General features: G+C 64.6%; 23 protein-coding genes. 19 read left to right on the forward strand and 4 right to left on the reverse strand.

The annotated features are described in order from the left end of the window. Positions 1-25: 25 nt before the first annotated feature. Entirely contained in the window at positions 26-988 is a 963-nt protein-coding gene (locus C7401_RS42325) for a PDR/VanB family oxidoreductase (RefSeq protein ID WP_112178017.1), read from the reverse strand. Further along, complete coding sequence (locus C7401_RS42330; protein WP_112178018.1) at positions 985-2,055, reverse strand: aromatic ring-hydroxylating dioxygenase subunit alpha; 1,071 nt, start codon at positions 2,053-2,055, stop codon at positions 985-987. The genes C7401_RS42325 and C7401_RS42330 overlap by 4 nt, the downstream gene beginning before the upstream one ends. Positions 2,056-2,176: 121 nt before the next feature. Between C7401_RS42330 and C7401_RS42335 the strand changes: the two genes are divergently transcribed. The 3 genes from C7401_RS42335 to C7401_RS42345 all read left to right on the forward strand — a co-directional run bounded on the left by C7401_RS42335 (position 2,177) and on the right by C7401_RS42345 (position 4,817). Next, positions 2,177-3,112 (forward strand): LysR family transcriptional regulator, encoded by a 936-nt coding sequence (locus C7401_RS42335; protein WP_112178019.1) that lies wholly within the window; start codon positions 2,177-2,179, stop codon positions 3,110-3,112. 128 nt (positions 3,113-3,240) lie between these two features. Beyond that, the gene (locus C7401_RS42340) at positions 3,241-3,489 is read left to right on the forward strand and encodes a helix-turn-helix domain-containing protein (protein WP_112178020.1); all 249 of its coding nucleotides are present in this window, start codon (positions 3,241-3,243) and stop codon (positions 3,487-3,489) included. Positions 3,490-3,491: 2 nt separating this feature from the next. Continuing rightward, entirely contained in the window at positions 3,492-4,817 is a 1,326-nt protein-coding gene (locus C7401_RS42345; protein ID WP_112178021.1) for a type II toxin-antitoxin system HipA family toxin, read from the forward strand. 69 nt (positions 4,818-4,886) lie between these two features. On the opposite strand, the gene pdxR is transcribed toward C7401_RS42345, so the two are convergent. Continuing rightward, on the reverse strand, positions 4,887-6,353 hold the full coding sequence (gene pdxR, locus C7401_RS42350) for a MocR-like pyridoxine biosynthesis transcription factor PdxR (RefSeq protein ID WP_258397460.1): 1,467 nt from the start codon (positions 6,351-6,353) through the stop codon (positions 4,887-4,889). An 80-nt stretch (positions 6,354-6,433) separates the two neighbouring features. Between pdxR and C7401_RS42355 the strand changes: the two genes are divergently transcribed. Then, positions 6,434-7,339, forward strand: a complete 906-nt coding sequence (locus C7401_RS42355) for a haloalkane dehalogenase (RefSeq protein WP_112178022.1) — start codon at positions 6,434-6,436, stop codon at positions 7,337-7,339. 248 nt (positions 7,340-7,587) lie between these two features. Beyond that, complete coding sequence (locus C7401_RS42360; RefSeq protein ID WP_112178023.1) at positions 7,588-8,934, forward strand: MFS transporter; 1,347 nt, start codon at positions 7,588-7,590, stop codon at positions 8,932-8,934. 77 nt (positions 8,935-9,011) lie between these two features. Here the strand turns inward: C7401_RS42360 and C7401_RS42365 are convergent, their stop codons facing one another. Beyond that, the gene (locus C7401_RS42365) at positions 9,012-9,932 is read right to left on the reverse strand and encodes a LysR family transcriptional regulator (protein ID WP_112178024.1); all 921 of its coding nucleotides are present in this window, start codon (positions 9,930-9,932) and stop codon (positions 9,012-9,014) included. A gap of 194 nt (positions 9,933-10,126) precedes the next feature. On the opposite strand from C7401_RS42365, the gene C7401_RS42370 reads away from it, so the two are divergent. The 14 genes from C7401_RS42370 (at position 10,127) to C7401_RS42435 (ending at position 24,610) form a co-directional block, all read left to right on the forward strand. Next, on the forward strand, positions 10,127-11,263 hold the full coding sequence (locus C7401_RS42370; RefSeq protein WP_112178025.1) for a muconate/chloromuconate family cycloisomerase: 1,137 nt from the start codon (positions 10,127-10,129) through the stop codon (positions 11,261-11,263). Positions 11,264-11,298: 35 nt separating this feature from the next. Further along, positions 11,299-11,589, forward strand: coding sequence for a muconolactone Delta-isomerase (catC, locus tag C7401_RS42375; protein ID WP_112178052.1), 291 nt, complete (start codon positions 11,299-11,301; stop codon positions 11,587-11,589). A 34-nt stretch (positions 11,590-11,623) separates the two neighbouring features. Further along, a complete protein-coding gene (gene catA / locus C7401_RS42380; protein WP_112178026.1) occupies positions 11,624-12,559 on the forward strand; it encodes a catechol 1,2-dioxygenase in 936 nt (311 codons plus the stop codon). A 126-nt stretch (positions 12,560-12,685) separates the two neighbouring features. Beyond that, a complete protein-coding gene (locus tag C7401_RS42385; protein WP_112178027.1) occupies positions 12,686-14,044 on the forward strand; it encodes a Rieske 2Fe-2S domain-containing protein in 1,359 nt (452 codons plus the stop codon). Then, positions 14,041-14,529 (forward strand): benzoate 1,2-dioxygenase small subunit, encoded by a 489-nt coding sequence (benB, locus tag C7401_RS42390; protein ID WP_112178028.1) that lies wholly within the window; start codon positions 14,041-14,043, stop codon positions 14,527-14,529. Before C7401_RS42385 ends, benB begins: the two co-directional genes overlap by 4 nt. Positions 14,530-14,569: 40 nt before the next feature. Further along, entirely contained in the window at positions 14,570-15,592 is a 1,023-nt protein-coding gene (gene benC / locus C7401_RS42395; protein WP_112178029.1) for a benzoate 1,2-dioxygenase electron transfer component BenC, read from the forward strand. Beyond that, positions 15,589-16,365: a benzoate diol dehydrogenase BenD gene (gene benD, locus C7401_RS42400; RefSeq protein ID WP_112178030.1), complete on the forward strand. Its 777-nt coding sequence runs from the start codon at positions 15,589-15,591 to the stop codon at positions 16,363-16,365. The genes benC and benD overlap by 4 nt, the downstream gene beginning before the upstream one ends. 3 nt (positions 16,366-16,368) lie before the next feature. Next, positions 16,369-17,589 (forward strand): benzoate/H(+) symporter BenE family transporter, encoded by a 1,221-nt coding sequence (locus C7401_RS42405; protein ID WP_112178031.1) that lies wholly within the window; start codon positions 16,369-16,371, stop codon positions 17,587-17,589. 34 nt (positions 17,590-17,623) lie between these two features. Beyond that, complete coding sequence (locus C7401_RS42410; RefSeq protein WP_112178032.1) at positions 17,624-18,022, forward strand: RidA family protein; 399 nt, start codon at positions 17,624-17,626, stop codon at positions 18,020-18,022. A 35-nt stretch (positions 18,023-18,057) separates the two neighbouring features. Beyond that, on the forward strand, positions 18,058-19,314 hold the full coding sequence (locus C7401_RS42415; RefSeq protein WP_112178033.1) for a GTPase: 1,257 nt from the start codon (positions 18,058-18,060) through the stop codon (positions 19,312-19,314). After that, positions 19,311-20,894 (forward strand): dynamin family protein, encoded by a 1,584-nt coding sequence (locus C7401_RS42420; RefSeq protein WP_112178034.1) that lies wholly within the window; start codon positions 19,311-19,313, stop codon positions 20,892-20,894. Before C7401_RS42415 ends, C7401_RS42420 begins: the two co-directional genes overlap by 4 nt. Before the next feature lie 509 nt (positions 20,895-21,403). Next, positions 21,404-22,564, forward strand: a complete 1,161-nt coding sequence (locus tag C7401_RS42425) for a porin (protein ID WP_112178035.1) — start codon at positions 21,404-21,406, stop codon at positions 22,562-22,564. A gap of 265 nt (positions 22,565-22,829) precedes the next feature. Next, complete coding sequence (locus tag C7401_RS42430) at positions 22,830-23,258, forward strand: MarR family winged helix-turn-helix transcriptional regulator (protein WP_112178036.1); 429 nt, start codon at positions 22,830-22,832, stop codon at positions 23,256-23,258. Positions 23,259-23,341: 83 nt separating this feature from the next. Continuing rightward, positions 23,342-24,610, forward strand: a complete 1,269-nt coding sequence (locus C7401_RS42435) for a M20 family metallopeptidase (RefSeq protein WP_112178053.1) — start codon at positions 23,342-23,344, stop codon at positions 24,608-24,610. The last annotated feature ends 1 nt before the right edge of the window (position 24,611 follow it).

Below are 24,611 nucleotides of genomic sequence, written 5' to 3' on the forward strand. Positions count from 1 at the left end.
GCGTACGGGCGCCGCCGCCCGTGGCTCAAAGATCGAGCACGAGTTCGGGCGTGCGCGAACGCGAAACGCAGATCATCAGGCGCTGGTTCGCCGCGCGTTCGGCTTCGTCCAGCACGAAGTCGCGATGCTCGGCCGCGCCCTCGATCAGCGGCGTTTCGCAACTGCCGCACAAGCCCTCGCGGCACGCATGCGGCAACGCGTGGCCGTGGCGCTCCAGGCACGCGAGGATCGACTCGTCGGCTTCGACCGTGCAGCGCTGGCCGCTGCGCGCGAGCACCACGGTGAACGAGGCTGGCGGCGCGTCGCCGTGCGGGGCCTCGGAGGCCGCCGCGGGCGGCGCGGCGAAGCGCTCGAAATGCACGCGCTCGCGCGCGACGCCGCGGGCCTCGGCGGCTTGCGCGACGGCGTCCATCATCGCCGCGGGGCCGCAGCAGTAGACGTGCTCATGCGCGTCGATTCCGTCGAGCCACGCCTGGAGTTGAGGGCGAGCACCTTCGTCGTCCACATGCAGACGCACACGCGCGCCGAATGTGCTCAGGAATCCCAGGTAAGCCGCGCGCTCCCGCGAACGCACCGCATAGTCGAGCGACCAGCGCGCGCCAGCACGCTCGCAGGCGCGAATCATGCTCAGGATCGGCGTGATGCCGATTCCGCCCGCAATGAAGCGGTGCGCCGCGCCCTCGCGCGCGAGCGCAAACAGCGTGCGCGGCGGCGAGACCGCGAGCCGGTCGCCTTCGCGCAGGGTCTCGTGCACATGGCGCGAGCCGCCGCGCGAGGACGCGGCGAGCCCGACGCCAAGGCAGTAGCGATGCGTCTCCACAGGATCGTTGCACAACGAGTACTGGCGCGTGAGACCGTGCGCGAGCGCGACGTCCACATGCGCGCCCGCTTCGAAAGACGGCAGCGCGCCGCCGTCCGCGCGCACGAGCTCCACGCCGAGCACGCCTTCGGCCTCGCGCGAAAGGCGCTTGACGACGACTTCGATCATTGCGTCGCTCCGCTCGCGGGCGCGGCCGCCCTGGTTTCCCCCTGCTGCGCGCGCTCGGCTTCGAGCCGCTGGTTCACGGTCCAGCGGAACTGCGAGAGCGCGCTGTCGATGCCGAACGCCATCATTTTGAAATCGGGATCGAGCGAGAGATTGCGCTGCTGCGCCGTGATGATCGCGCGGTCCTCGTCGAAGGCTTCGACGATGGCGTCATGTACGGAGCGCGTGACCTCGGGCCGGTCGATCGCGAAGTTGTGCGGCTGCGCGAAAAAGTAGTGCGTGGAGGTTTCCGTCTCCGGCGTGAGCGCCTGGCAACTGCGGAACTCGGCAGCGTCCACGCGCGCGCCTTCGCGCGCGCCGGTGCCGGTAGGCGCCATGCCCGAATCCATCAGCAGGACGCCTGGAATCGTGAAGTCGTAGATGTTCCAGCGATCGACATTGCCGGGCCAGTGCTTCACGGCGGCCGCGAAGGGGGGCGCCTTGATGTCCATGGTCCAGCGCGTGACGCGCACGCCGCCTTCGATGCGCTCCACCTTCGGCTGCACGCTCGCGTAGCTTTCGGGGCCGCCCAGCGTGCCCGGATGCACGAAGGGCAGATGCGAGAAGTCGAGCAGGTTGTCGCAGATGAGCAGGTAGTTCACGTCGTAGTGGATGTAGCCGGGCAGGCAGCGCCAGGCGGGGTCGTCCACCCAGTGCGTGTCGGGAATCGTTGCGGGGTCGGCGAGCGCCGGGTCGCCCATCCAGATCCAGATCCAGCGGTGGCGCTCGACCACGGGGTAGCTCGCCACCTTCGCCTGCGGCGGAATGCGGGCCTGCGCGGGCGCTTCCACGCACACGCCGCTCGCGTCGAACTTCAGGCCGTGATAGAGGCAGCGCACGCAGTCGCCCTCGCGGCGGCCGATCGAAAGCGGCGCGCCGCGATGGCAGCAGCGGTCTTGCAACGCGACGACATGGCCGTCCGAGCCTCGATACAGCAGCACCGGCGTGCCGATGATCGTGCGGGAAAAGAGCGCTTCGTCGGTCACTTCGTGCGACCACGCCGCCACGTACCACGTGTTGCGAATGAACATGTCGTGTCTCCGGTTTCGTTGTATTGGGCGCTGACCGGCCGGCTTGCCGCCGGTGAAAACGCTTGACCCGAAGATAGATTTCGCCTCAACATGCGTCAATCCAATGAGGCTAATGCGTTGAATGCACACCATGCATGTGCGAGATCTGGACCTGAATCTGTTGAGCGTGTTCGACGCGTTGCTGCGCGAGCGCAGCGTCACGCGCGCCGCCGCCGAAGTCGGCCTCACGCAGGGCGCGATGAGCCACGCGCTGAACCGGCTGCGCGCGTATTTCGAAGACCAGTTGTTCGTGAAGACGCCCACCGGCATGGCGCCCACGGCCAAGGCTGCGATGCTCGCGCCCGCGATCATGGAAATCATGGCGAAACTGCGCGAAGACGTGGTTTCCCAGGCGCAGTTCCACCCGCAAACGGCGCGGCGCAGCTTCACGCTGTGCATGACCGATATGGGCGAGCTGGTGTTCCTGCCGCCGCTCATGCGCCAGTTGCGCAAGTTCGCGCCGCACTGCACGCTGCGCAGCGTGCAGGTGCCGCTGCCGCAGGTGAAGGACATGCTGGCTTCGGGCGAGGCCGATCTCGCACTGGGCTCCTTTCGCACCGCGCCCGACGACCTGTTCCAGCAACTGCTTTTTCTGCACGAATTCGTGACGATGGTGAGCGTGCGCAACACGGCGGTGGGCGACACGATCACGCGCGAGCAGTTCGAAACGCTGCGCCATATCGTGGTGACGCTCGCGAGCCCCGGCGGCGCGGCTTACGACGCCGCGTTCGACGAGCACGGCATTCGCCGCAACGTGTATCTCTCCACGCCGCATTTCCTCGCCGTGCCGCTGCTCATCGACCAGCATCCCGACCTGATCGCCACGGTGCCGCTCGAACTGGGCAACGTGTTCGCGAAGCTCGGCACGGTGAAGATCGTGCCGCCGCCGGTGCCGCTGCCGCCGTTCGGCCTGCGGCAGTTCTGGCACCCGAGATTTCACGAGGATCGCGCGAACATCTGGCTGCGCCGGCTGATCAAGGAGACGTTCGAGCATTACCCCGACGTGCGCACCGACTGAGCGACCCACAGGTCCGCCCGCCCACAATTTATTCCTGTGAGTGATAATTCATTTTTATGCGTGTGAGTGATATTTACGAAATATTCGCCACAGGCATATAATCGGTTTATGCCTCACAGGAATATGCCATGAAGATCATCGTCCAGACGCCCGCCGGGCTTGGCGAGATTCTGATGTCGGCGCGCAAGGCGCGCGGCCTGACCCAGGCGCAGGCGGCGGCCCATCTCGGCATCGGCCAGCCGCGCTTGTCCGCGCTCGAAACCACGGGCGCGGCCAGCCTGTCGCTCGAACAGATGCTCGCGCTCTTCGCGCTCTACGGGCTGGAGTTCTGCGTGCAGTCGCGCGAGGCCGCGGGCGCGGCTGCGCCGGAGTGGTGACGATGGGCCGCAAATCGCATTCGAGCGCGCTTTCGATCTGGGCCAACGGCGAGCGTGTGGGCACATGGGGCGTGACGGCCGCCGGCGACACGGAACTGCGCTACGACGACGCCTGGAAGCGCTCGGCCGTGGGCCGGCCGCTCTCGCTCTCGCTGCCGTTCGGCATCGGCGACGTGCCGCTGCGTGGCGAGCGCGTCCACCATTACTTCGACAACCTCCTGCCCGACAGCCCGCAAATCCGCCGCCGCATCGCGACGCGCTTTCGCACGGATACGCTGGAGGCCTTCGACCTGCTCAAGGCGATCGGGCGCGATTGCGTGGGCGCGGTGCAACTGCTCGGCGAGGACGAAGCGCCGGGGCGTATCGACCGCATCGAAGGCGCACCGCTGAGCGAAGCCGCCGTCGAGCGGCTGCTGCTCGAAACGGCGGGGGCATTGCCGGGCGGTGCGGAGGAGAGCGACGAACTGCGTATTTCGCTTGCGGGCGCGCAGGAGAAAACGGCGCTGCTGCGCCACCGCGGCAAATGGCTGCTGCCGCGCGGCGCCACGCCCACCACGCACATTCTCAAGCTGCCGCTGGGGTTGATCGGCCATCGCAAGGTGGACTTCAATACGTCGGTAGAAAACGAATGGCTTTGCCTGGCACTGCTGAGAGCCTACGGGCTGCCAGCGTCGCAGGCGCAGATCATGACGTTCGGCGCGCAGAAAGTGCTGTGCGTGGAGCGCTTCGATCGCACGCTCTCGCGCGGCGGCGCACTTCTGCGCCTGCCGCAGGAGGACTTCTGCCAGGCGCTCGGCGTGCCGCCGCACCGCAAGTACGAGGCGCACGGCGGCCCCGGCGTGCGCGAGATCGCGGGGCTGTTGCGCCAGTCGCAGCACTCGCGCGAAGACATCGAAACCTTTCTCGCAGCGCAAATCGTTTTCTGGATGCTCGCCGCGCCGGACGGCCACGCGAAGAACTTCAGCATTCGCCTGCTGCCTGCCGGGCGCTTCCAGCTCACGCCGCTCTACGACGTGATGTCGATCTGGCCCGTGGAGGGCGACGGCGGCAACCAGTGGTCGTGGCACAAGGCGTCGCTTGCGATGGCGGTGTGGGGCAAGGCGCGCCACTACCGCATGCGCGACGTGAAGCGCGCGCATTTCGACGCCACCGCGCGGCTGTGCCATTACGGACCCGATGCGGCGCCGCTCGTCGAGCGCGTGCTCGAACGCACGCCGCACGCAATCGAAGCGGTGGCGTCCGCGTTGCCCGAAGGCTTTCCCGGGCGCGTGGCCGAACGGCTCTTCGACGGCTTGCGTTTTTCGGCGGAGCGGCTCGCGGCGCAGTGATGGTGCGAGCCCGGCCCGATGGCCCGATGGCCCTATGGCCCGGCGGCTTGATGGTCCGGGCGGCGCGGCTCAGCGCACGCAGGCGGCAAGACGCGCGATGGCGGCGTCAATGCGATGGGCTTCGATCATGCCGAAGCCGAAAGCGAGGCCTTCCAGCGCGGTGCGCGGTTCACAGGCGAATCCGGCCAGCGTTTGCACACGGATTCCCGCCTGCAACGCGGCGGCACAAAGCGTTTCCCCATCCACGGGCGCACAAAGCCCGGCCGCGAGATGCAGGCCCGCGGCGGGCGCAACGGGCCGGATCAACGCGGCGCAATGGCGCGCGAGCGCGTCGAGCAGCGCGTCGCGGCGCGCGCGGTACTGCCCGCGCATCTTGCGGATGTGCCGCACCAGATGCCCTTCGCGCATGAAGGCCGCGAGCGTGTCCTGAGCGAGCAGATTGCCGTGCCAGTCGGCGCACTGCCGCGCGGCGGCGAGCGCGTCGCGCGCCCAGTCCGGCGCGACCACATAACCCATGCGCAGCCCCGGAAACAGGCACTTCGAAAACGTGCCGACATAGCAAACGCACGCGTCGCGGTCGAGTGTTTGCAGCGCGTCGAGCGGGCGGTCGTCGTGACGGAACTCGCCGTCATAGTCGTCTTCGATCACGACGGCGCCGTGCTGGCGGGCGAATGCGAGCAGGGCGCTGCGCCGCGCCGACGACATCGGGACACCTAACGGAAACTGGTGGGAGGGCGTCACGCAGATCACGCGTGCGTCGTGCGGCAAGGCGTCGACGACGATGCCTTCGGCGTCCACGGGCACGCCCGCCATGCGCGCGCCTGCCAGCGCAAACGCGCGGCGCAGCGGCGGGTAGCCGGGATCTTCCACCGCCACCACGGTCTTGCCCGGCGTGACGAGCACGCGGGCGAGCAGATCGAACGCCTGCTGCGCGCCGGAAGTCACGACGACATCGCGCGCCTCGCAGGCCACCGCGCGCGCATAAGAAACGTGGTGCGCGATCGCCTCGCGCAACCCGGCGCGGCCTTGCGCTTGAGCGTACGTCGCCGGAGCCTTCGAAAGCCCGCGCAGTGCACGCGCCGAAAGACGCCGCCAGATGTCGAAGGCAAACGCGCGCTTGTCGGGCAAACCGAGGATGAAGTCGTATTCGAAGTTCGCGCCGGGATCGAGCCGCACCAGCGCGGGCGGCGTGCGCCAGCGCGCGTTCAGGCGCGCGTCGCCGCTCGTGGCGGCTGCTCGCACGGCGACTGCGCGAGCCGATGCCGCGCCAGGCGCCGCGACATCGGCAACATAGGTGCCGCCGCCTGGCCGCGTGACGACATAGCCTTCCGAGAGCAGCAGATCGTAGGCGGCGAGCACGGTGTTGCGCGCGACGCCGCAGGCGAGAGCGAGCCTGCGGCTGGACGGCAGGCGCAGCCCAGGCGCGAAGCGCCCTTCGACGATGGCCGCGCGCAACTGGCGATGCAGGGCGCGCAATACCTCGCGCGAACCGCGCTCCGGCAGGGCGATTTCGAGCTGCAAAACTGGTTCCATCATCTTTGCCAGATCTGGTCCTGTTCCTGGGCCGCTTCCGATTCTAGCATCGGCTCACCATCCCTCCAGACAGGAGCCGCGCCATGACTTCCACCGCAACGCCAGCCGTGCAAACGGCGCATGTCAGCCCCAACGACCCGCATCCGCGCGCCCGCGCCACCATTGCGGGCGGCACGATGGCCTACGTCGACACCGGCACGGGCGAGGCGGTCGTGCTGCTGCATGGCAACCCCACCTCGTCGCGTCTGTGGCGCAATGTCATTCCCCATTTGAGCGACGCGTATCGCTGCCTCGCCCCCGACCTCATGGGCATGGGCGATTCGAGCGCCACGCCGGGCGGCGCATGCCGCTTCACCGATCATGCGCGCTATCTCGACGCGTGGTTCGACGCCGTGCTGCCAGCCGGGCGCGTCACGCTGGTATTGCACGACTGGGGCTCGGCGCTGGGCTTTAACTGGGCACGCCGCCATCCTCAGCGCGTGAATGCGATCGCCTATATGGAGGCCATCGTGCAACCGCGCCGCTGGAGCGATTTCCCGCCCGAGCGCGCAGCGCTCTTTCGTGCGCTGCGCGGGGAGGAGGGCGAGCGCCTCGTGCGGGAAGAAAACTTCTTCGTGGAAACGGTGCTGCCGCATAGCGTGCTGCGGGCGTTGAGCGCCGAGGAAATGGACGCATGGCGCAAGCCGTTCACCTCGCGCGAATCGCGCATGACGACGCTCGTCTGGGCGCGCGAACTGCCGATAGAAGGCGAGCCAGCCGACGTTGCACATGCCGTTCAGGCTTACGGCGCCTGGCTTGCGTCGAGCGCCATGCCGAAGCTGCTGATTCGCGCGGAACCCGGCGCGTTGCTCACGGGGCGCGCGCTCGATTTTTGCCGCACCTGGCCGAACCAGCGTGAGACGACGGTGGCGGGCATCCACTATGTTCAGGAAGATTCGCCGCATGAGATCGGCGTGGCGGTGCGCGGCTTTCTCGATGCATTGGCGTAAGCGCGCATGGAGGTCAGGTCGCGCTCAATACGATAAGGATTCCGAATCAAATGGAAGTTTGATGCCCGCGCAACTATGCCTTAAGAGTATGGAATCGATACCTATTCGGTGTTGGACAGAGTGAAATGCCTGGTTCTATCCTTGGACGACCCTCGCTCAGTGTCAGCGTGCAGTAAGGCTCGCCTGATTCCTAAAACAATAGATACCACGCATTCGCCAGAGCGCGTGGCGTTTGGAGACTTTTCGTCATGACTCACCCGTCCGTCCGGTCGATTCCGGCGCTCATCGACAGAGAACGGCTTGGCGCGTTCCAGTGGCGCGTGCTCGCGCTCTGCGTCCTGATCGCGCTGCTCGACGGCTTCGATACGCAGGCGATTGCCTTTACCGGTCCCGCCATTCTCGCCGCGTTCAAGCTGCCCGCCGGTGCGCTCGCGCCGATCCTGACCGCCGGGATCATCGGCATGACGGTGGGCGCGATGACGCTGGGCCTGGTTGGCGACCGCATTGGCCGTCGGCCTGCGCTCATGATCGGCCTTGCGATCTTTGGCTGCGCGACGCTGGCCACGGCCTGGGCGACGGATCCCCAGCTCATTCTGGTGCTGCGCTTCATTGCCGGGCTCGGCATGGGCGGTTGCACGCCCGTGCTGCTCGCGCTGGCCGCCGAATACGGTCCGGCGCGTCAGCGTGGCGCCATCATGACGGGCGTGCTGCTCGGTTTGCCCGCGGGCGCGATGCTCGGCGGTCTGCTTGCCGCGCGCATGCTGCCCGTGATCGGCTGGCAGGGCATTTTCGTGGTGGGCGGCGGCGTGCCGCTGGCCGTGCTCGTGCTCGCCGCATTCCTGCTGCCCGAGTCGCTCTATTTTCAGGCGTCGCGCGGCGACGCGCGCGGGCAGCAATACGTGCACAAGACGCTCTCGAAGATCGTCTCGCAGCCGCTGCCGGCCGACGCCCGCTTCACCGTGCCCGAGGAGGCGGTGGCCAAGGCGAGCGTGGGCGCGCTGTTCCGCGAAGGCTACGCAGGCAAGACGATCGCCATCTGGGTCGTGTATCTGCTCAACTGGGTGGCGTGGTTCATGCTGCTTTCGTGGCTGCCCACGGTCCTCAAATCGGCGGGGCTGCCCGCCGCACAGGCGCCGCTCGGCACCGTGATCGTCAATGCCGTGTTCATCGTGTGCGCAATTCCGCTTTCGTTCGTTCTGCCGCGCATGAACACGCGCAATCTGCTTGGCGCGATGTTCGCATGCGGCATCGTGATCGCGCTCGGCCTGAGCTACGCGGGCACGAACTGGGCGCTCGTCTTTGCGCTCGCGGGCGCAGCGGGCTTTGGCATCGGCGGGCAGCAGATCGCGCTGAACTACCTGATCGTGGGCGCCTATCCGACCGCGCTGCGCGCCACCGCCACGGGCTGGGCGATCGGCATGGGCCGTGCGGGTGCGATTGCCGGGTCGGCCATCGGCGGCACGTTCCTCGCGTGGGGCGGCGCATCGGGCTTCTTCCTCGCGCTGGCTGTGCCGCTCGCGGGGGCCGCGCTCGCCGTGTTCAGCCTGCGTCTCGACCCGGTGAGGGGAGACGTCGCGCTTTCGTCGGGCCACTAAGCTTTAACGCTTTAGTGCGCATGACCTGTCGTTTGTCGTGACGATGTCGCAAGACATCGTCACGTTGCGAACCAGTTTCACGGCTTCTTTTTCTTCGCCGGTAGCCACAACTGCGGCTCGGCATACATCTCCTTGACCAGTTGCTTGACCAGGTCGATATAGGCCGAATTGTCGTTGACGCGATGATTCAGGATGATCGGCGAAGTCGCGTGGTCGCTGTCGATCAGGCGGTAGTGCACGTCCTGGCGGATTTGCCGCGCCGACGCCGGAATCACGCACACGCCGAACTCGGCCGCCACCAGCCCCAGCGCGGTCTGGATTTCGCGCACTTCGAGCACTTCCCCAGGCTGCACGCCGTCGCCGTGCAAGACGCTCAATACCTGATCGGCGAAACCGGGGCGCGGCTCCTTCGGATAAACAATCAGCTTTTGTCCCGCCAGTTCCTCGATGGGAATCGGCGTCGACTCCTTCGCCATGGGGGAGCCGACCGGCACCACCACGGCGAGCGGCTCCTCGCGCAGCACGATACCCGCCACGTTCGGGTCGCTGTGGCGCACGCGGCCGAAACCGATGTCGATACGGCCCTCCTTGAGCGCCTGAATCTGCTGCACCGACATGAGCTCGACCATCTGGATGTCGAGTTCCGGGGCATGCTCGCGCAGCTTGCGCATCAACGTCGGCAGTCCTGAATACAGCACCGAGGCGACAAAACCGATCGAAAGCACCGTGCGCTGGTGCAGTCCCACATGCTTCGCAGCCGTTTGCATTTGCTCGACGCGCCCGAGTATCTGCATGGCCTGCTCGTAGACCAGGCGGCCCGCGTCGGTCGTGCGCACGGGGCGCGTGTTGCGAATCAGCAGAGGCACGCCAATTTCCTGTTCGAGCAATTGAATTTGCCGGCTCAGTGGCGGTTGCGCGATGCGCAGTTGCTCGGCGGCGCGAGTGAAATTGCGCTCGCGGACAACGGCAACGAAGTAACGAAGCTGGCGAAGGTCCATGTTCCGGTCCCAATAGAAACGACAAAATCTTGATACTTGGAGAATATGATGCGCCGCAATATCGGTCAATTCATAGGCGCTTGCGCTGCTTCCATATTATAAAGGTATGGAAGTGGACACAAATAGTATTGGACTGCCCGAATGGCCGACGTGTATAAAACCACCATATCTTCTTTACTCACGCAGCATTCGACATGACCACCGTAACGATCGATCGCATCGAAACCCGGCTTGTAGATTTGCCGACGATTCGCCCTCACAAGCTCTCCGTCGCGACGATGTACGGGCAAACCCTGATGCTGGTGAAGGTGTATTGCAGCGACGGCGTCGTCGGCATTGGTGAAGGCACGACGATTGCCGGCATGGCCTACGGCCCGGAAAGCCCCGAGGCCATGAAGCTTGCGATCGACGCGTACTTCGCCCCGGCGATGATTGGCAAGGACGCCACGCAAATTCAGGCGCTCATGGCGCATCTGGGCAAGCTGGTCAAGGTCAATCATTTCGCCAAGTGCGCCGTGGAAACCGCGCTGCTCGACGCCCAGGGCAAACGCCTTGGCGTGCCGGTGAGCGAACTGCTGGGCGGCCGCCGCCGCGAGCGCCTGCCGGTTGCGTGGACGCTCGCCTCGGGCGACACGGCGAAGGACATTGCCGAAGCGGAATCGATGCTCGAGGTGCGCCGCCACAAGATCTTCAAGCTGAAGATCGGCGCGAAGGAACTCAAGACCGATATTCGCCACGTAGCCGAAATCAAGAAGGCCGTGGGTGAGCGCGCCGCGGTGCGGGTGGACGTCAACATGGCCTGGAGCGAGACGCAGGCCGCCTGGGCGATCCCGGCGCTGGCCGACGCGGGCTGCGAACTGGTGGAGCAGCCGGTGGCGTCCGCCGCCGCGCTTGCGCGCCTCATGCGCCGTTTCCCCGTGGCGCTGATGGCCGACGAAATCCTCCAGGGCCCGGACAGCGCGTTCGAAATCGCGAAGAACGCGGGCGCCGACGTGTTCGCCATCAAGATCGAGCAAAGCGGTGGCCTGTTCGCCGCGCAACGCGTGGCCGCGATTGCCGACGCCGCAGGGATCGAACTCTACGGCGGCACGATGCTGGAGGGCGCGTTCAGCACGATCGCCTCCGCGCATCTGTTCGCGAGTTTCGCCAACCTGCAATGGGGCACCGAACTGTTCGGGCCGCTCCTGATCACCGAGGAAATTCTGACCACGCCGCTCGATTACAGCGATTTCGAACTGACCGTGCCGAACGGCCCCGGCCTGGGAATCGAACTGGACGAAGCGAAGGTGAAGCGTTTCACCCGCGATGGTCTGATGAAGGTAACGAAGTAATCCGCACACCGCCAGGACACTAAAGGACGTTGACGATGCTTTTCCACGTACGAATGGATGTGAATATCCCGCTCGACATGCCCGCCGATGTCGCCAATGAAATCAAGGCGCGCGAGAAGGCGTATTCACAGGATCTGCAACGCAGCGGCAAGTGGCGTCATATCTGGCGTCTTGCGGGCGAGTATGCGAACTACAGCATTTTCGATGTGGAGAGCAATGCGGAGCTGCACGACATTCTGACCGCGTTGCCGCTCTTTCCGTACATGAAAATTTCGGTCACGCCGTTGTGTCGTCACCCGTCGTCGATTCGGGACAGCGACGCCTGAACTCACTTCCCCTCAATACAAGGAGACAGTCATCATGAGCGCAAAAGTATTCCAAACCAAAGAAGTGCAGGATCTGCTGAAGGCCGCCGCCAACCTCGACGGCAGCACCGGCAACGCCCGCTTCCAGCAGGTCGTGTATCGCCTGCTGGGCGATCTGTTCAAGGCCATCGACGATCTCGACATCACGCCCGATGAAATCTGGGCCGGCGTGAACTATCTGAACAAGCTCGGCCAGGACGGCGAAGCGGCGCTGCTCGCCGCGGGCGTCGGCCTGGAGAAGTACCTCGACATCCGTATGGACGCCGAAGACAAGGCAGTCGGCCTCGAAGGCGGTACGCCGCGCACGATCGAAGGCCCGCTGTATGTCGCGGGCGCACCGGTTCGCGAGAGCCTCTCGCGCATCGACATCAATCCCGACGCGGATGCGGGCCCCCTCGTCATTCACGGCACCGTGACCGGCCTGGACGGCAAGCCCATTGCCGGCGCCGTGGTGGAATGCTGGCACGCGAACTCGAAGGGCTTTTACTCGCACTTCGACCCGACCGGCGCACAGGACGACTTCAACCTGCGCGGCGCGGTGAAAACGGGCGCCGACGGCAAGTATGAATTCCGCACGCTCATGCCCGTGGGCTACGGCTGCCCGCCGCACGGTGCCACGCAGCAACTGCTCAACGGCCTGGGCCGTCACGGCAACCGTCCGGCGCACGTGCACTTCTTCGTCACCGCCGAAGACACCCGCAAGCTGACCACCCAGTTCAATATCGAAGGCGACCCGCTGATCTGGGACGACTTCGCCTACGCGACCCGCGAAGAACTGATTCCGCCCGTGGTTGAAAAGACCGGTGGCGCGGCGCTGGGCCTGAAGGCCGACGCGTACAAGGACATCGAGTTCAACTTCACGCTCACCCCGCTGGTCCAGGGCAAGGACAACCAGCTCGTCTCCCGCCTGCGCGCTTCGGCCACGGCATAACTGTTCGAGGTAGCGGCGGCACACCGACATCGCCGCTACCTGATTCACCCTTCCCAGCCGGATTAACCATTCGATACCGATGCAAGGACTCCGTACAGCGTGTGGGGTATGCATAGGAGAGCTAACATGTCAGCCATCATCGACAAAGCCAGTGACCTGGATCACCTGCTGTCCACCGCCGTGCAGGACGACAAGCAAAACGGTGTATTCCGTTGCCGCCGCGACATCTTCACGAACACCGATCTGTTCGAACTGGAGATGAAGTATGTCTTCGAGAAGAACTGGGTCTACCTGGCACATGAAAGCCAGATTCCCGACAACAACGATTACTACACCACGTGGCTTGGCCGCCAGCCCATCGTCATTACCCGCGACAAGACCGGCGAACTTCATGCCGTGATCAATGCCTGCGCGCACAAGGGCGCCATGCTGTGCCGTCGCAAGCACGGCAACAAGGGTAGCTTCACCTGTCCGTTCCACGGCTGGACGTTCTCCAACACCGGCAAGCTGCTGAAGGTGAAGGACGAAAAGACCACCGAATATCCGGTGCAGTTCAACAAGCAGGGTTCGCACGACCTGAAGAAGGTCGCTCGCTTCGAGAGTTACCGCGGCTTCCTGTTCGGCAGCCTCAATGCGGACGTGCAACCGCTTTCCGACTACCTCGGCGAAACGAAGACCATCATCGACCAGATCGTCGATCAGTCGCCCAACGGCCTCGAAGTGCTGCGCGGCAACTCCTCGTACATCTACGACGGCAACTGGAAGATGCAGATGGAGAACGGTTGCGACGGCTACCACGTCAGCACCGTGCACTGGAATTACGCGGCAACGATGGGCCGCCGCAAGGAAGACGGCACTCAGGCCGTGGACGCCAATAGCTGGAGCAAGTCGGTCGCGGGCGTGTACGGTTTCGATCACGGCCATATCCTGCTGTGGACCAACACGATGAACCCGGAAGTGCGCCCGGTCTACAAGCATCGCGACGAAATCAAGGCGCGCGTGGGCGACGTGCAGGCGGAGTTCATCGTCAACCAGACGCGCAACCTCTGCGTGTACCCGAACGTGTTCCTGATGGACCAGTTCAGCACGCAGATTCGCGTGGTGCGCCCGATCAGCGTGGACAAGACCGAAGTGAACATTTTCTGCTTCGCGCCGAAGGGCGAGAGCGCGGAAGATCGCGCCACGCGCATTCGCCAGTACGAGGACTTCTTCAACGTCTCGGGCATGGGCACGGCCGACGACCTCGAAGAGTTCCGCGCCTGCCAGGCCGGTTATGCGGGCACGACGGCCATGTGGAACGATCTCTCGCGCGGCGCGCCGCTGTGGGTTGACGGCGCGGACGCGAACGCGACGAAGATGGGGCTCAAGCCGGTCATTTCCGGCGAGCGCAGTGAAGACGAAGGCCTGTTCGTGGTCCAGCACGAGTACTGGGTGAATGTGATGCGCGACGCGCTCAAGCAGGAACAGGCGGGAGCACAGGCATGAGCCACGATTACCAGACAATCTGCGCTACGCTGTACCGCGAAGCGCGCCTGCTCGACGACCGCCAGTGGGAAGAATGGCTCGCGTGCTATGCCGAGGACGTCACCTACTGGATGCCGGCATGGGACGACGACGACCAGCTCACCGACGACCACGAGAGCCAGATCTCGCTGATGTACTACCCCGATCGCGGCGGCCTGGAAGACCGCGTGTTCCGCATCAAGACCGAGCGCAGCGGCGCGTCGATGCCGGAGCCGCGCACGGCCCACAACGTCACGAACGTGGAAGTGCTGGCCGAGCGGGGCGAGGAAGTGGATGTGCGCTACAACTTCCACACGCTCAGCCATCGTTACAAGGTCACGGACCACTTCTTCGGCACGATGTTCGTCACGCTGCGCCAGGCGGGCGACGGTTATTTGATCGCGTACAAGAAGATCGCGCTGAAGAACGACTATATCCGGCAGGTGCTCGACGTCTATCACGTTTGAAGTCGAGCGTACGTTTCAACATGGGAAAGAAGGAGACACCATGTCCAGCTACAAGATTGCACTGAATTTCGAGGACGGTGTTACCCGTTTCATCGACTGCAAGGCGGGTGAGAAGGTTCTCGACGCGGCGTTCCGCGCGAGGATCAACCTGCCGATGGATTGCTCCGACGGCGTGTGCGGCACCTGCAAGTGCCGCGCCGAAAGCGGCAGCTACGACCTGGGCGAAGACTATATCGAAGACGCGCTGACCGAGGACGAAAAGGAAAGCGGCCTCGTGCTCACCTGCCAGATGGTGCCCGAAAGCGATTGCGTGATCGCGATTCCCGCATCGTCCACGGTGTGCAAGACAGCGCAAAGCAAGTTCGCCGCCACGGTCGCGAAGGTCGAGCAGCACAACGACGCCGCCGTCGTGCTCGAACTCGACGTGGACACAGCCGGGCCGGCGTTCCTGCCGGGCCAGTATGTCAACATCGACGTGCCGGGCAGCGGCCAGCATCGCTCGTATTCGTTCTCGTCCGCGCCGGGTGAAGGGAAGATCGGATTCCTCATCAAGAAGATTCCCGGCGGCGTGATGAGCACCTGGCTCGAATCCGCGCAACCGGGCACGAAGCTGGAACTGACGGGGCCGCTCGGCAGTTTCTATCTGCGCGACGTGCAGCGTCCGCTGCTGTTCCTCGCGGGCGGCACGGGTCTCGCTCCGTTCCTCTCGATGCTGGAAGTGCTCGCGCGCACGAATTCGGAGCAGAAGGTGCACCTGATTTACGGCGTAACGCGCGATCTCGACCTGGTGCTCGTGGAGGCCATCGAAGCCTACGCCGCGAAACTGCCGAATTTCAGCTTCGCCACCGTGGTGGCCGACGCGGATTCGAATCACGCGCGCAAGGGCTGGGTCACGCAGCATATCCCGGCCGACGCCCTCAACGACGGCGACGTCGATGTGTACCTGTGCGGACCGCCCCCGATGGTGGATGCCGTGCGCAAGTACTTCGACGACGAAGGCGTGAAGCCCAACAGCTTCCACTACGAGAAGTTCACCCCCAACGTCGTTCCCAAGGCGGCATGACCATGCAACGATTCGCAGGGAAAGTCGTGGTCGTCACCGGCGCGGCGCAGGGCATCGGCCGTGGCGTGGCGCTGCGTGCGGCCGCCGAGGGCGGCAAGGTGGTGTTCGTCGATCGCGCCGACTTCGTGGCCGAAGTGGCCGCCGAGGCGCAGGGCGCGGAAACGGCGGGTTTCATCGCCGACCTCGAGACCTATGAAGGCGCGAAAGCGACGATGGATTTCGCGGTGCAGAAGTTCGGCGGCATCGACATTCTGATCAACGGCGTGGGCGGCGCGATCCGCATGCGTCCGTTCGCCGAATTCGAGCCCGCGCAGATCGACGCGGAAATCCGCCGCTCGCTCATGCCCACGCTCTACACGTGCCATGCGGTGTTGCCGCATCTGCTCGCGCGTGGCGGCGGCACCATTGTCAATATTTCGTCGAACGCCACGCGCGGCATTCGCCGCGTACCGTATTCGGCGGCCAAGGGCGGTGTGAACGCGATCACGCAGTCGCTGGCGATGGAATACGCGGAGCACAATATCCGCGTAGTGGCCACGGCGCCAGGCGGAACCAGCGCGCCCGCGCGCCGCGTTCCGCGCAATGCGGCGGGCGACAGCGAGCAGGAAAAGGCATGGATGAGCGAGGCGGTTCATCAGGTTACCGAATCGACGTTTTTCAAGCGCTACGGCACCCTCGACGAACAGATCGCGCCGATCCTGTTTCTCGCCTCGGATGAGGCGAGTTACATCACCGGTTCGGTGTTGCCGGTCGCCGGCGGCGACACGGGCTGATTCATGAAAGCCTGGAACCCGTTGTTGAAAGACGCTTCGCTGCCGGCCATCGTCGCGGGTGCCATCGCCACGCTGATTTCATTTGCGGGCCCGCTCGTGCTCGTGTTTCAGGCCGCGCAGGGCATGCCGCATGCGCTGCTGGAATCGTGGGTGTGGACGATCTCGATCGGCTCCGGTTTCCTCGGTATCGTGCTGTCGCTGCGATACAAGGTGCCGGTGGTCATCGCATGGTCGGCGCCGGGCTCCGCACTGCTCATCACCTTGCTGCCGACGGTGAGCTTTCCCGAGGCCGTTGGCGCCTATCTGGTCGCCGGTGTGGCGACGTTCGTGATCGGCGTGAGCGGAACCTTCGACAAGATTGTTTCGCGGCTGCCCGCCGGCATTTCGGCGGCGATGCTGGCCGGCATCCTGTTCGGCTTCGCGGCGAAGATGTTCGTCGTGCTGCCCGCGCAACCGCTCCTCGTCGGCGCGATGTTCGTGGCGTTCTTCATCGGCCGTCGCTGCTTCCCGCGTTACGCGGTGGTGGGCGTGCTCGTGGTCGGCGCGCTCGTCGCCGTGCTGGGCGGCAAGCTCACCGGTCACGTTCCTGCGTTGCAGTTCACCGTGCCCGCCTGGACCACGCCGCGCTTCGACTGGCAAGCCATCGTCAATATCGGCCTGCCGTTGATGGTGGTCGCGCTGACCGGGCAGTGGGTGCCCGGCATGGCGGTGTTGCGCAACAGCGGCTACCGCGAGCCTTCGGCGGGGCCGCTCATCGCGTGGTCGTCAGCGGTTTCCGCCGTGCTTGCGCCGTTCGGATGCCATGGCCTGAACCTCGCGGCCATCACCGCCGCGATCTGCACCGGCCACGAGGCGCACGCCGATCCCGCCAGGCGCTACGTCGCGGGCGTTTCCGGCGGCATCGTGTATCTCGTGCTCGGCTGCATGGCGGCCACGGTGCTCTCGCTGTTCGCGATGTTGCCAAAGGAACTGATCGCCGCGCTCGCGGGCCTTGCCTTGTTTCCGACCATCGCCAACGCGCTCGCCGGTTCGATGAGCGACGTAAAGGACCGCGACGCCGCTCTGGTCACCTTTATCGTTTCCGCCTCGGGCATGTCGCTGTTCGGATTGGGCGCCGCGTTCTGGGGGCTGTTGTTCGGTCTCGCCGCGCATGCGCTCTTGCAGTGGAAATTTTCCCGCCGGGCGAGCAGCGCATTGCGTGCGTCGCCGGAAACGAAACCTTGATAAACAGAATCGATTAAAAACTGGAGACACCATCATGACGGATCGCGAAGCCATTGTTCCCGAGGGCATGGAAGCGGTTTACGAGAAAATCCGCTACGCGCCCGCGCTCAAGGTCGGCAAGACGATCTACGTTTCCGGGCAGATTGGCCGTGACAAGGCCATGCAACTCGTGGAAGATCGTGAAGCGCAAATCGTACAGGCGTTCGAGAACCTGAAAGCCGTGCTTGCGGCCGCGGGTGCGTCGCTGAGCGATGTGGTGGATCTCACAACGTTCCATACGGATATGCGCGATCTGCCGCTGTTCATGCAGGTGCGGGACCGTTATCTGGATGCGCATCCTCTGCCGGCGTGGACGGCCGTCGGCGCACACATGCTGGGCGGCCAGGCGGGCTACATCGTCGAGATCAAGGCGGTAGCCGTATTGCCGGAGTAAGCACGCCCGTCAACGAATCGATCAAGGAGGCGAGGGTGACTAGCGAAGTCCGTGAGCAGGCCGCACGCGCGGTCGCATGCGTGCTGCCGGATCGGGCCAACGATCTGGCGCGGCTGCAAATTCTCGTGAGCGACGGCGAGCCCGTCGTCACGGTCATCGGGAAATACAACCACGGCAAGAGCAGCCTGCTCAACGCACTGATCGGGCGCGACGCCTTTGCGGTATCGGACAAGCGCGAAACCGTGACGATGTCGGACAGCGTTCATCTCGGGGTGCGCTGGCTCGATGCGCCGGGCCTGGATGCGGACGTGGGCAACGAGGACGACCGCCAGGCCTTGCAGGCCGCCTGGCTGAAATCGGATATCCGCTTGTTCGTGCATGCGGCCAAGGAAGGCGAACTGGATTCGGCGGAACTCGCGCTCCTGGCCGACCTGCACGCCGACGGCAAGCGCACGGAGCGGCAAACCCTGTTCGTGCTCTCGCAAGTGGACCAGTTGGGCGACGAGAGCGAAATCCATAAAGTCGGCAGTGCGATTGGCGAGCAGATGCCGGGCATCGTGCTCAATGCCGCTTCGTCCACGCGCCATCGAAAGGGCGTGGAGGGCGGCAAGCAACTGCTGCTGGAAAAGAGCGGCATTCCCGCGCTGCACACGGCGCTGCATTCGGTGCTCGGGCGCGTGCCGCAAGCGCGGGTGCACGAGACGGCGCTGCTGTTTCGCGAGATCCGCGCAGATCTGCGCCAGCTAAGCGCAGCGCAGCACGATTCACTCGAAGGCCTGCGGCGGACGCAGCAGCAACAGCTGCACGACTTCGCGCAGGGACTGAAGGCCGTTATCGCCAAGGTGGGCGGTGACATTGCCGCGATGTTGAGCGCGCTTGGCGAGGATTACGCCGCCGTGCCGGACACTGATAAGGATGCCTATGCAATCACGGCAGGGAAGGTGGAGCGCGCGCATATCCAGATTGCCTACTCGCGCGCCTGCATCGAAATGGACGGCTTTCTTGCCGGGCACGGCGTGATCGGCTTGCCCGCGGAGCAGCAAACGGTGGCGCGCAGCCTCAATTCGGTGATGATTGCCGTAATGGGTGTGTCGGTGAAGTTCCGCAAAGACCTGCACAAGATGTTCTGCGAAGCGGCCGGGCGCGAGCGCATGCAGCGCGAATTCACGCACTATTACGAATTGAGCGACGACAGGCAGGCGTTGGCCGAGCAGATTGCGCAGACGCAAGCCGCCATCGTCGCATCGGACTCGGCGTTGACGGCAATGCACACCCTGGAAGCCAGCGCATGAAGGCGGACGCGAGCCAGGAGCAGCGCTTCATCGCGGAGGTCGACGCGTTCGAGTTTGTCGCACGCGATGTCGAACCCATCCTGCATGCGCTGGACGCCTGGCTTGCCGATCTGGCCGGCCGCCTGCGCGACAATGCGCTGACCTGTACAGGCCTGAAGGCGCAGGCCGAGCCGGCCACACGCGCGGACGCGATCAACGCGTTGATGCAGGCCAGCACGCAGGCGTGGCCCCGGCAGTGGGCCGATCTTGCGCCCGCCCAGGCGCTGGCCGATGCGTTCGCCGACAAGGCATTGCTGCTGGTATTCGGCAAATTCAACGCGGGCAAGAGTTCATTCTGCAATTTCCTCGCCGACCGCTTCGCCGCGCATGGCAGTGCGGTGGACTATTTCCACCTTGAAGCCGGGCGCATCGTCGAGTCGCCGGAACGGTTCAAGGAAGGCGCGACCGAGACCACGTCGCGCCTGCAAGGCGTGCGACCCGGCGACAAACTCGTGTTGCTCGACACGCCCGGATTGCATTCGATGACGCCGGAAAACGCAGCGCTGACCCAGCGCTTCATCGACAGCGCGGACGGCGTTTTGTGGCTGACCAGTTCGACTTCTCCCGGGCAAGTTCAGGAACTTGAAGACCTCGGCCGCGAGTTGCATCGCAACAAGCCGCTACTGCCGGTCTTGACGCGCAGCGACGCCTACGAAGAAGACGAAGTGAATGGCGAACTCGTCAAGGTCCTGTGCAACAAGAGCGCGCACAACCGCGCGCAACAGGAAGCCGACGTCAATGCGCGGGCCCGCGAAAAGCTCGTGGCGATGGGGGTGAATCCCGCGTTGCTGAAGCCGCCGGTTTCAATCTCCGCACACGTGGCGCGCGAACAGGGTCAAACGCCGGTGGCCATGACGGAGGCCGGATTCGAGCGGCTTTACGGTGCGCTGCTCGATATCATCGAACCGACGCTCGCCTACAAGCGGCGCAAGATGGCCGAAATCCTGCTGCACCATCTTGAAGAGAATGTGCTGGGCGTGCTGTGCGAAGCGGTGCTGCCGCGACTGGCCGAGCTAGGCGCGGCATCGCAAGCCGCACTCGATCGCCTGGAACAGCAGGAAGAGGAGGTTGCCAACGCCGTGTGGCGCGGCGTCATGCCCACGCTGCCAGGCTTGCTTGAAAAGCACTCGGCAACGCGCGACGTGAACGCGATCTGCAATGCGCTCACGCAATCGATATCCGAAACGTTTTCGCGCGAAGCGAATGCGCGGCTGGCTGACTACGTCATCACGCCAGATGCCTCGCTCGCGCCATTTTCACTCGATAGCGACGCGAATTTCGAAGACATCGTGGTCGATTGCACCGGTGCGGACGGGCCGCAACGCGAGGTTGTGGGTGTCGATTATGCGCGCCTGCACGCGGCGCTGGGCGACGCGATCCAGAAGCATCTGCGGCGTCTTTCGCGCGATTCGGTGGAGCAGTGCGCCGCCGCGATCAGGCGTTTGGTGCAAGCCGCCACGCAACTGGAAATCGCTCTGCAATCCAGCGAGCGCGACTTGCTGGATTTGAAGTGCAAACTTCGTTCGGATTCCATTGAATAAGCGCCGCACCTCGCGCAATGCGGTTCGCGATAAAGCGCCCGTAAAAGAATCAACCCTCGCAGCAAGCCGACTTTCACGTCGATTCTCACGGTGAATAATCGGTTTTTCTCATCGACTTAAATGCGCGAATTTGAAAGCATTATGTAATTTCATTCGCGCCATTTGAGTCCTGCATATTCCGTGTCGCCCGTCGAGCCTTGCTCACGGCGGTTGTGCCATTCACGCCACGGCGTCTGCATTTCAACACCATTTTTATTTTCAGCCCCCTATGATGCGGGTGTTCGATTCACGCCGCACTCGTCACACGACGTTCCCTCCGTCATTGCGATTTCAACACCGATGAATTGCGTAACCCGCAATAATCGTCGGCGGGTATTTATTTGCCTTTGAAATCCGCACCGGAATGGAATGCCGTACGTTGCATATGCACACAGATGGTGCCGGCCGCCTGAATTTGATGCATTGATTTTGACGCACTAACCCACCGCTTGATTCCGGAGCCTACAAACATGAAAAAATCGCTACTCGCCGCGGCACTCTTGAGCGCATTCGCCGTCTCGGCGCACGCGCAAAGCAGCGTGACCCTCTACGGCCTGATCGATACCGGCCTCGTCTACACGAACAACCAGTTCGGCCATAGCAACTGGCAGATGAACTCCAGCTCCACGCAAAACACGGTGTTCGGTCTCAAGGGTTCGGAAGATCTGGGCGGCGGCCTCCATGCGGTCTTCAAGCTGGAACAAGGTTTTCTGCTGAATAATGGCGCGCAGGCGTTCTCCGGTCTCGGCTTCGGTTCCCAGGCCTGGGTCGGCCTGCAAAGCGACCCGTACGGCACGGTCACGTTCGGCCGCCAGTTCGACGTGATGAACGACCTCGTGGGCCCGCTCACGGCCGAGTTCAACACGTGGGGCGGCAGCCTCGCCGCACACCCGTTCGAGAACGACAACCTCGCCGCGAACTCGGTGGTCATCAACAATTCGGTCAAGTACGCAAGCCCGACCTGGTACGGCGTGACGTTCGAGACGATGTACTCCTTCAGCAACAAGGCCGGCGACTTCGCGAACAACCGTTCGTATGGCTTTGCGGTGTCCTATAACCAGGGCCCGCTTAACCTCGCGGCCGGCTACCTGCAATTCAACAACGCCGGCAACGGCAGCGGCGCTGCCACCACCAGCGACACCACCGCGAACTTCGTGGCGGAACGTCAGCGCGTCTGGTCGCTCGGCGGCAACTACACGTACGGCCCGGCCACGGTCGGCCTCGTCTGGAGCCACTCGCAGATCGACAACGTGTCGGGCGTGTACTCGTTCGGCACGGGCACCTATCTCGGCTCGAGCGACAACTCGGCGGGTTCGCTCGCGGGCTCGCTGCGCCTCGACAACTTCGAAGCCAACGTGAAATACGCGCTCACGCCGGCATGGAGCGTTTCGGGCGCGTACACGTACACGCACGGCGCGTACAACGGCACGAACCCCGGCTGGAACACGGCGATGCTGCAAACGGACTACGCCATCAGCAAGCGCACCGACTTCTATCTGGAAGGCGTGTACCAGAACGTGCACGGCGCGCCGGAAGGCTCGGTGCTCTCGCACGCGATGATCAACACGCTCTCGCCGTCGTCGACCGACACGCAGGTCGCCGTCACGGTGGGCATGCGTCACGCGTTCTAAGCGGGTTCGAACCAGCCGGTTCGAAAGCGTCTTTTCAACTGGCTGACGCCGGCGGGCATCTGTCCCCGCCGGACGTCTCTTCATGCGCGGCGGCTCTCCACACCGGTGGAGGCCCGCCGCGCAGTCACATCTGGCATCTCCATCATCCTTCCCTCATCCAGATAGTTGAAATTTTCAACTATTTGACTATACTGGCGACCATTGCGGAGGCTGCGGACTGGCCTGTCGGCCGTCGTGTGGCTTCACGACTCTTGGGAGCGCGCGTTTGTACTCCGATTTCCTCACATTCAGGCTCGACCAGACCAGCGCGCTGCTGATGGAGCGGGCCAACGCCGTTTATCGCGAGCGCTGGGATCTCGACGTGCGCGCCATGCGCGTGCTGCGCCTCATTCGCGGCGAGCCGGGCATTACGCCCAAGGCCGTGTCGCAGCGCGCGCTCATCGAAAAAACACTGCTCTCGAAAACGCTCGCGGAACTCGAATCGCGCGGCTTGATCGGTCGCGGCACGCACGCGTCGGACCGGCGCAGCGTGGCGTTGCGCGCGACGCCCGAGGGCGTGAAAGTGGCGAATGCCTCGGAAAAAGCGGGCTCGAAGCTCGAATCGGAACTCGCGGCCGTGCTCACCGACCGCGAGCGCGAGACGCTCGACGCGCTGCTCGCCAAGCTCGCGCAAAGCCTGATCGAAGGCGCTTGAAGCGGTTTGAAATTGCCTGAAGCCGAGTGAGGCCGATTGAATTCGGCGCTTTGCACATTGAAATACGCATGAAGGAGTCGTCCATGCCAAACCTCGTCGAAACCCTGGCGCCCGCCATAGGCGCGCTGCTGCCCGAGCTCGAATCGCTCTACCAGGACCTGCACGCGCATCCCGAACTGTCGATGCAGGAGTTCCGCACCGCCGCGCTCGTGGCCGATCGAATGGAAAAGCTCGGCTACGAGGTCACGCGCGAAGTGGGCGTGACGGGCGTCGTGGCGGTGTTGCGCAACGGCGAGGGGCCGGTCGTGATGCTGCGCGCCGACATGGACGCGCTGCCCGTGACCGAGGCCACCGGCCTGCCTTATGCGAGCACCGTGACGGCGAAAGACGAAGAGGGCGTGCAGGTGGGCGTGGCGCACGCGTGCGGCCACGACATGCACGTAACCTGGCTGCTCGGCGCGGCGCAACTCATGGCGGCGCATCGCGACGCGTGGAGCGGCACGCTGCTCGCCGTGTTCCAGCCCGGCGAGGAAGTGGGGCGCGGCGCGCGCAGCATGATCGACGACGGCATGACCACGCGTTTTCCTAAGCCCGATGTGATCCTCGGCCAGCACGTCATGGTGGGTCCGGCGGGCACGGTGGGCTATCGCAGCGGTACGATCCTTTCGGCCGGCGACAGTCTCAAGGTGAAACTCTTCGGGCGCGGCTCGCACGGCTCGCAGCCGCAGACCTCGATCGACCCAGTCATCATGGCGGCTTCCACCACGCTGCGGCTCCAGACGATCGTCTCGCGCGAAATCTCGCCGCGCGAGAGCGCGGTGCTCACGGTGGGCGCGCTCCAGGCGGGCACAAAGGAAAACATCATCCCCGACGACGCCACGCTCAAGCTGAACATGCGCACGTTCGACGACGATGTGCGCGAATACATGCTCGGTGCGATCCGGCGCATTTGCTGCGCGGAATGTGCGGCCTCGAACGCACCGCGCGAGCCGGAATTCACGACGCTTTCGAGCTATCCGCTCACGGTCAACGACGACGCCACGACGGCGCGTCTGCGCAAGGCCTTCGAAGCCTGGTTCGGCGAGCGTGCCTACGAGACGCAACCGGCCGCCGCGAGCGAGGACTTCAGCGTGTTCGGCCGCGTATGGGGCGTGCCATACGCGTTCTGGTTCGTCGGTGGTACGGACCCCGAAGTTTATGCCACGGCGAAGGCGGCCAAAAAGCTCAACGAAATCCCGAGCAATCATTCGCCGATGTTCGCGCCGGTGCTCGAACCCACGTTGCGCACCGGCCTCGAAGCGATGTTGTGCGCGGCCGCCGCATGGCTCGGCCGCGAAAGCGAGGCGGCGTGAG

It is taken from the genome of Paraburkholderia unamae, assembly GCF_003268775.1.
Classification (GTDB): domain Bacteria; phylum Pseudomonadota; class Gammaproteobacteria; order Burkholderiales; family Burkholderiaceae; genus Paraburkholderia; species Paraburkholderia unamae.

What these genes read in the sequence shown, in the direction of transcription:
- C7401_RS42325 (WP_112178017.1), bottom strand. Translation starts at nt 988, where the DNA reads ATGATCGAAGTCGTCGTCAAGCGCCTTTCGCGCGAGGCCGAAGGCGTG.
- C7401_RS42330 (WP_112178018.1), bottom strand. Translation starts at nt 2,055, where the DNA reads ATGTTCATTCGCAACACGTGGTACGTGGCGGCGTGGTCGCACGAAGTG.
- C7401_RS42335 (WP_112178019.1), top strand. Translation starts at nt 2,177, where the DNA reads ATGCACACCATGCATGTGCGAGATCTGGACCTGAATCTGTTGAGCGTG.
- C7401_RS42340 (WP_112178020.1), top strand. Translation starts at nt 3,241, where the DNA reads ATGAAGATCATCGTCCAGACGCCCGCCGGGCTTGGCGAGATTCTGATG.
- C7401_RS42345 (WP_112178021.1), top strand. Translation starts at nt 3,492, where the DNA reads ATGGGCCGCAAATCGCATTCGAGCGCGCTTTCGATCTGGGCCAACGGC.
- pdxR (WP_258397460.1), bottom strand. Translation starts at nt 6,353, where the DNA reads ATGATGGAACCAGTTTTGCAGCTCGAAATCGCCCTGCCGGAGCGCGGT.
- C7401_RS42355 (WP_112178022.1), top strand. Translation starts at nt 6,434, where the DNA reads ATGACTTCCACCGCAACGCCAGCCGTGCAAACGGCGCATGTCAGCCCC.
- C7401_RS42360 (WP_112178023.1), top strand. Translation starts at nt 7,588, where the DNA reads ATGACTCACCCGTCCGTCCGGTCGATTCCGGCGCTCATCGACAGAGAA.
- C7401_RS42365 (WP_112178024.1), bottom strand. Translation starts at nt 9,932, where the DNA reads ATGGACCTTCGCCAGCTTCGTTACTTCGTTGCCGTTGTCCGCGAGCGC.
- C7401_RS42370 (WP_112178025.1), top strand. Translation starts at nt 10,127, where the DNA reads ATGACCACCGTAACGATCGATCGCATCGAAACCCGGCTTGTAGATTTG.
- catC (WP_112178052.1), top strand. Translation starts at nt 11,299, where the DNA reads ATGCTTTTCCACGTACGAATGGATGTGAATATCCCGCTCGACATGCCC.
- catA (WP_112178026.1), top strand. Translation starts at nt 11,624, where the DNA reads ATGAGCGCAAAAGTATTCCAAACCAAAGAAGTGCAGGATCTGCTGAAG.
- C7401_RS42385 (WP_112178027.1), top strand. Translation starts at nt 12,686, where the DNA reads ATGTCAGCCATCATCGACAAAGCCAGTGACCTGGATCACCTGCTGTCC.
- benB (WP_112178028.1), top strand. Translation starts at nt 14,041, where the DNA reads ATGAGCCACGATTACCAGACAATCTGCGCTACGCTGTACCGCGAAGCG.
- benC (WP_112178029.1), top strand. Translation starts at nt 14,570, where the DNA reads ATGTCCAGCTACAAGATTGCACTGAATTTCGAGGACGGTGTTACCCGT.
- benD (WP_112178030.1), top strand. Translation starts at nt 15,589, where the DNA reads ATGACCATGCAACGATTCGCAGGGAAAGTCGTGGTCGTCACCGGCGCG.
- C7401_RS42405 (WP_112178031.1), top strand. Translation starts at nt 16,369, where the DNA reads ATGAAAGCCTGGAACCCGTTGTTGAAAGACGCTTCGCTGCCGGCCATC.
- C7401_RS42410 (WP_112178032.1), top strand. Translation starts at nt 17,624, where the DNA reads ATGACGGATCGCGAAGCCATTGTTCCCGAGGGCATGGAAGCGGTTTAC.
- C7401_RS42420 (WP_112178034.1), top strand. Translation starts at nt 19,311, where the DNA reads ATGAAGGCGGACGCGAGCCAGGAGCAGCGCTTCATCGCGGAGGTCGAC.
- C7401_RS42425 (WP_112178035.1), top strand. Translation starts at nt 21,404, where the DNA reads ATGAAAAAATCGCTACTCGCCGCGGCACTCTTGAGCGCATTCGCCGTC.
- C7401_RS42435 (WP_112178053.1), top strand. Translation starts at nt 23,342, where the DNA reads ATGCCAAACCTCGTCGAAACCCTGGCGCCCGCCATAGGCGCGCTGCTG.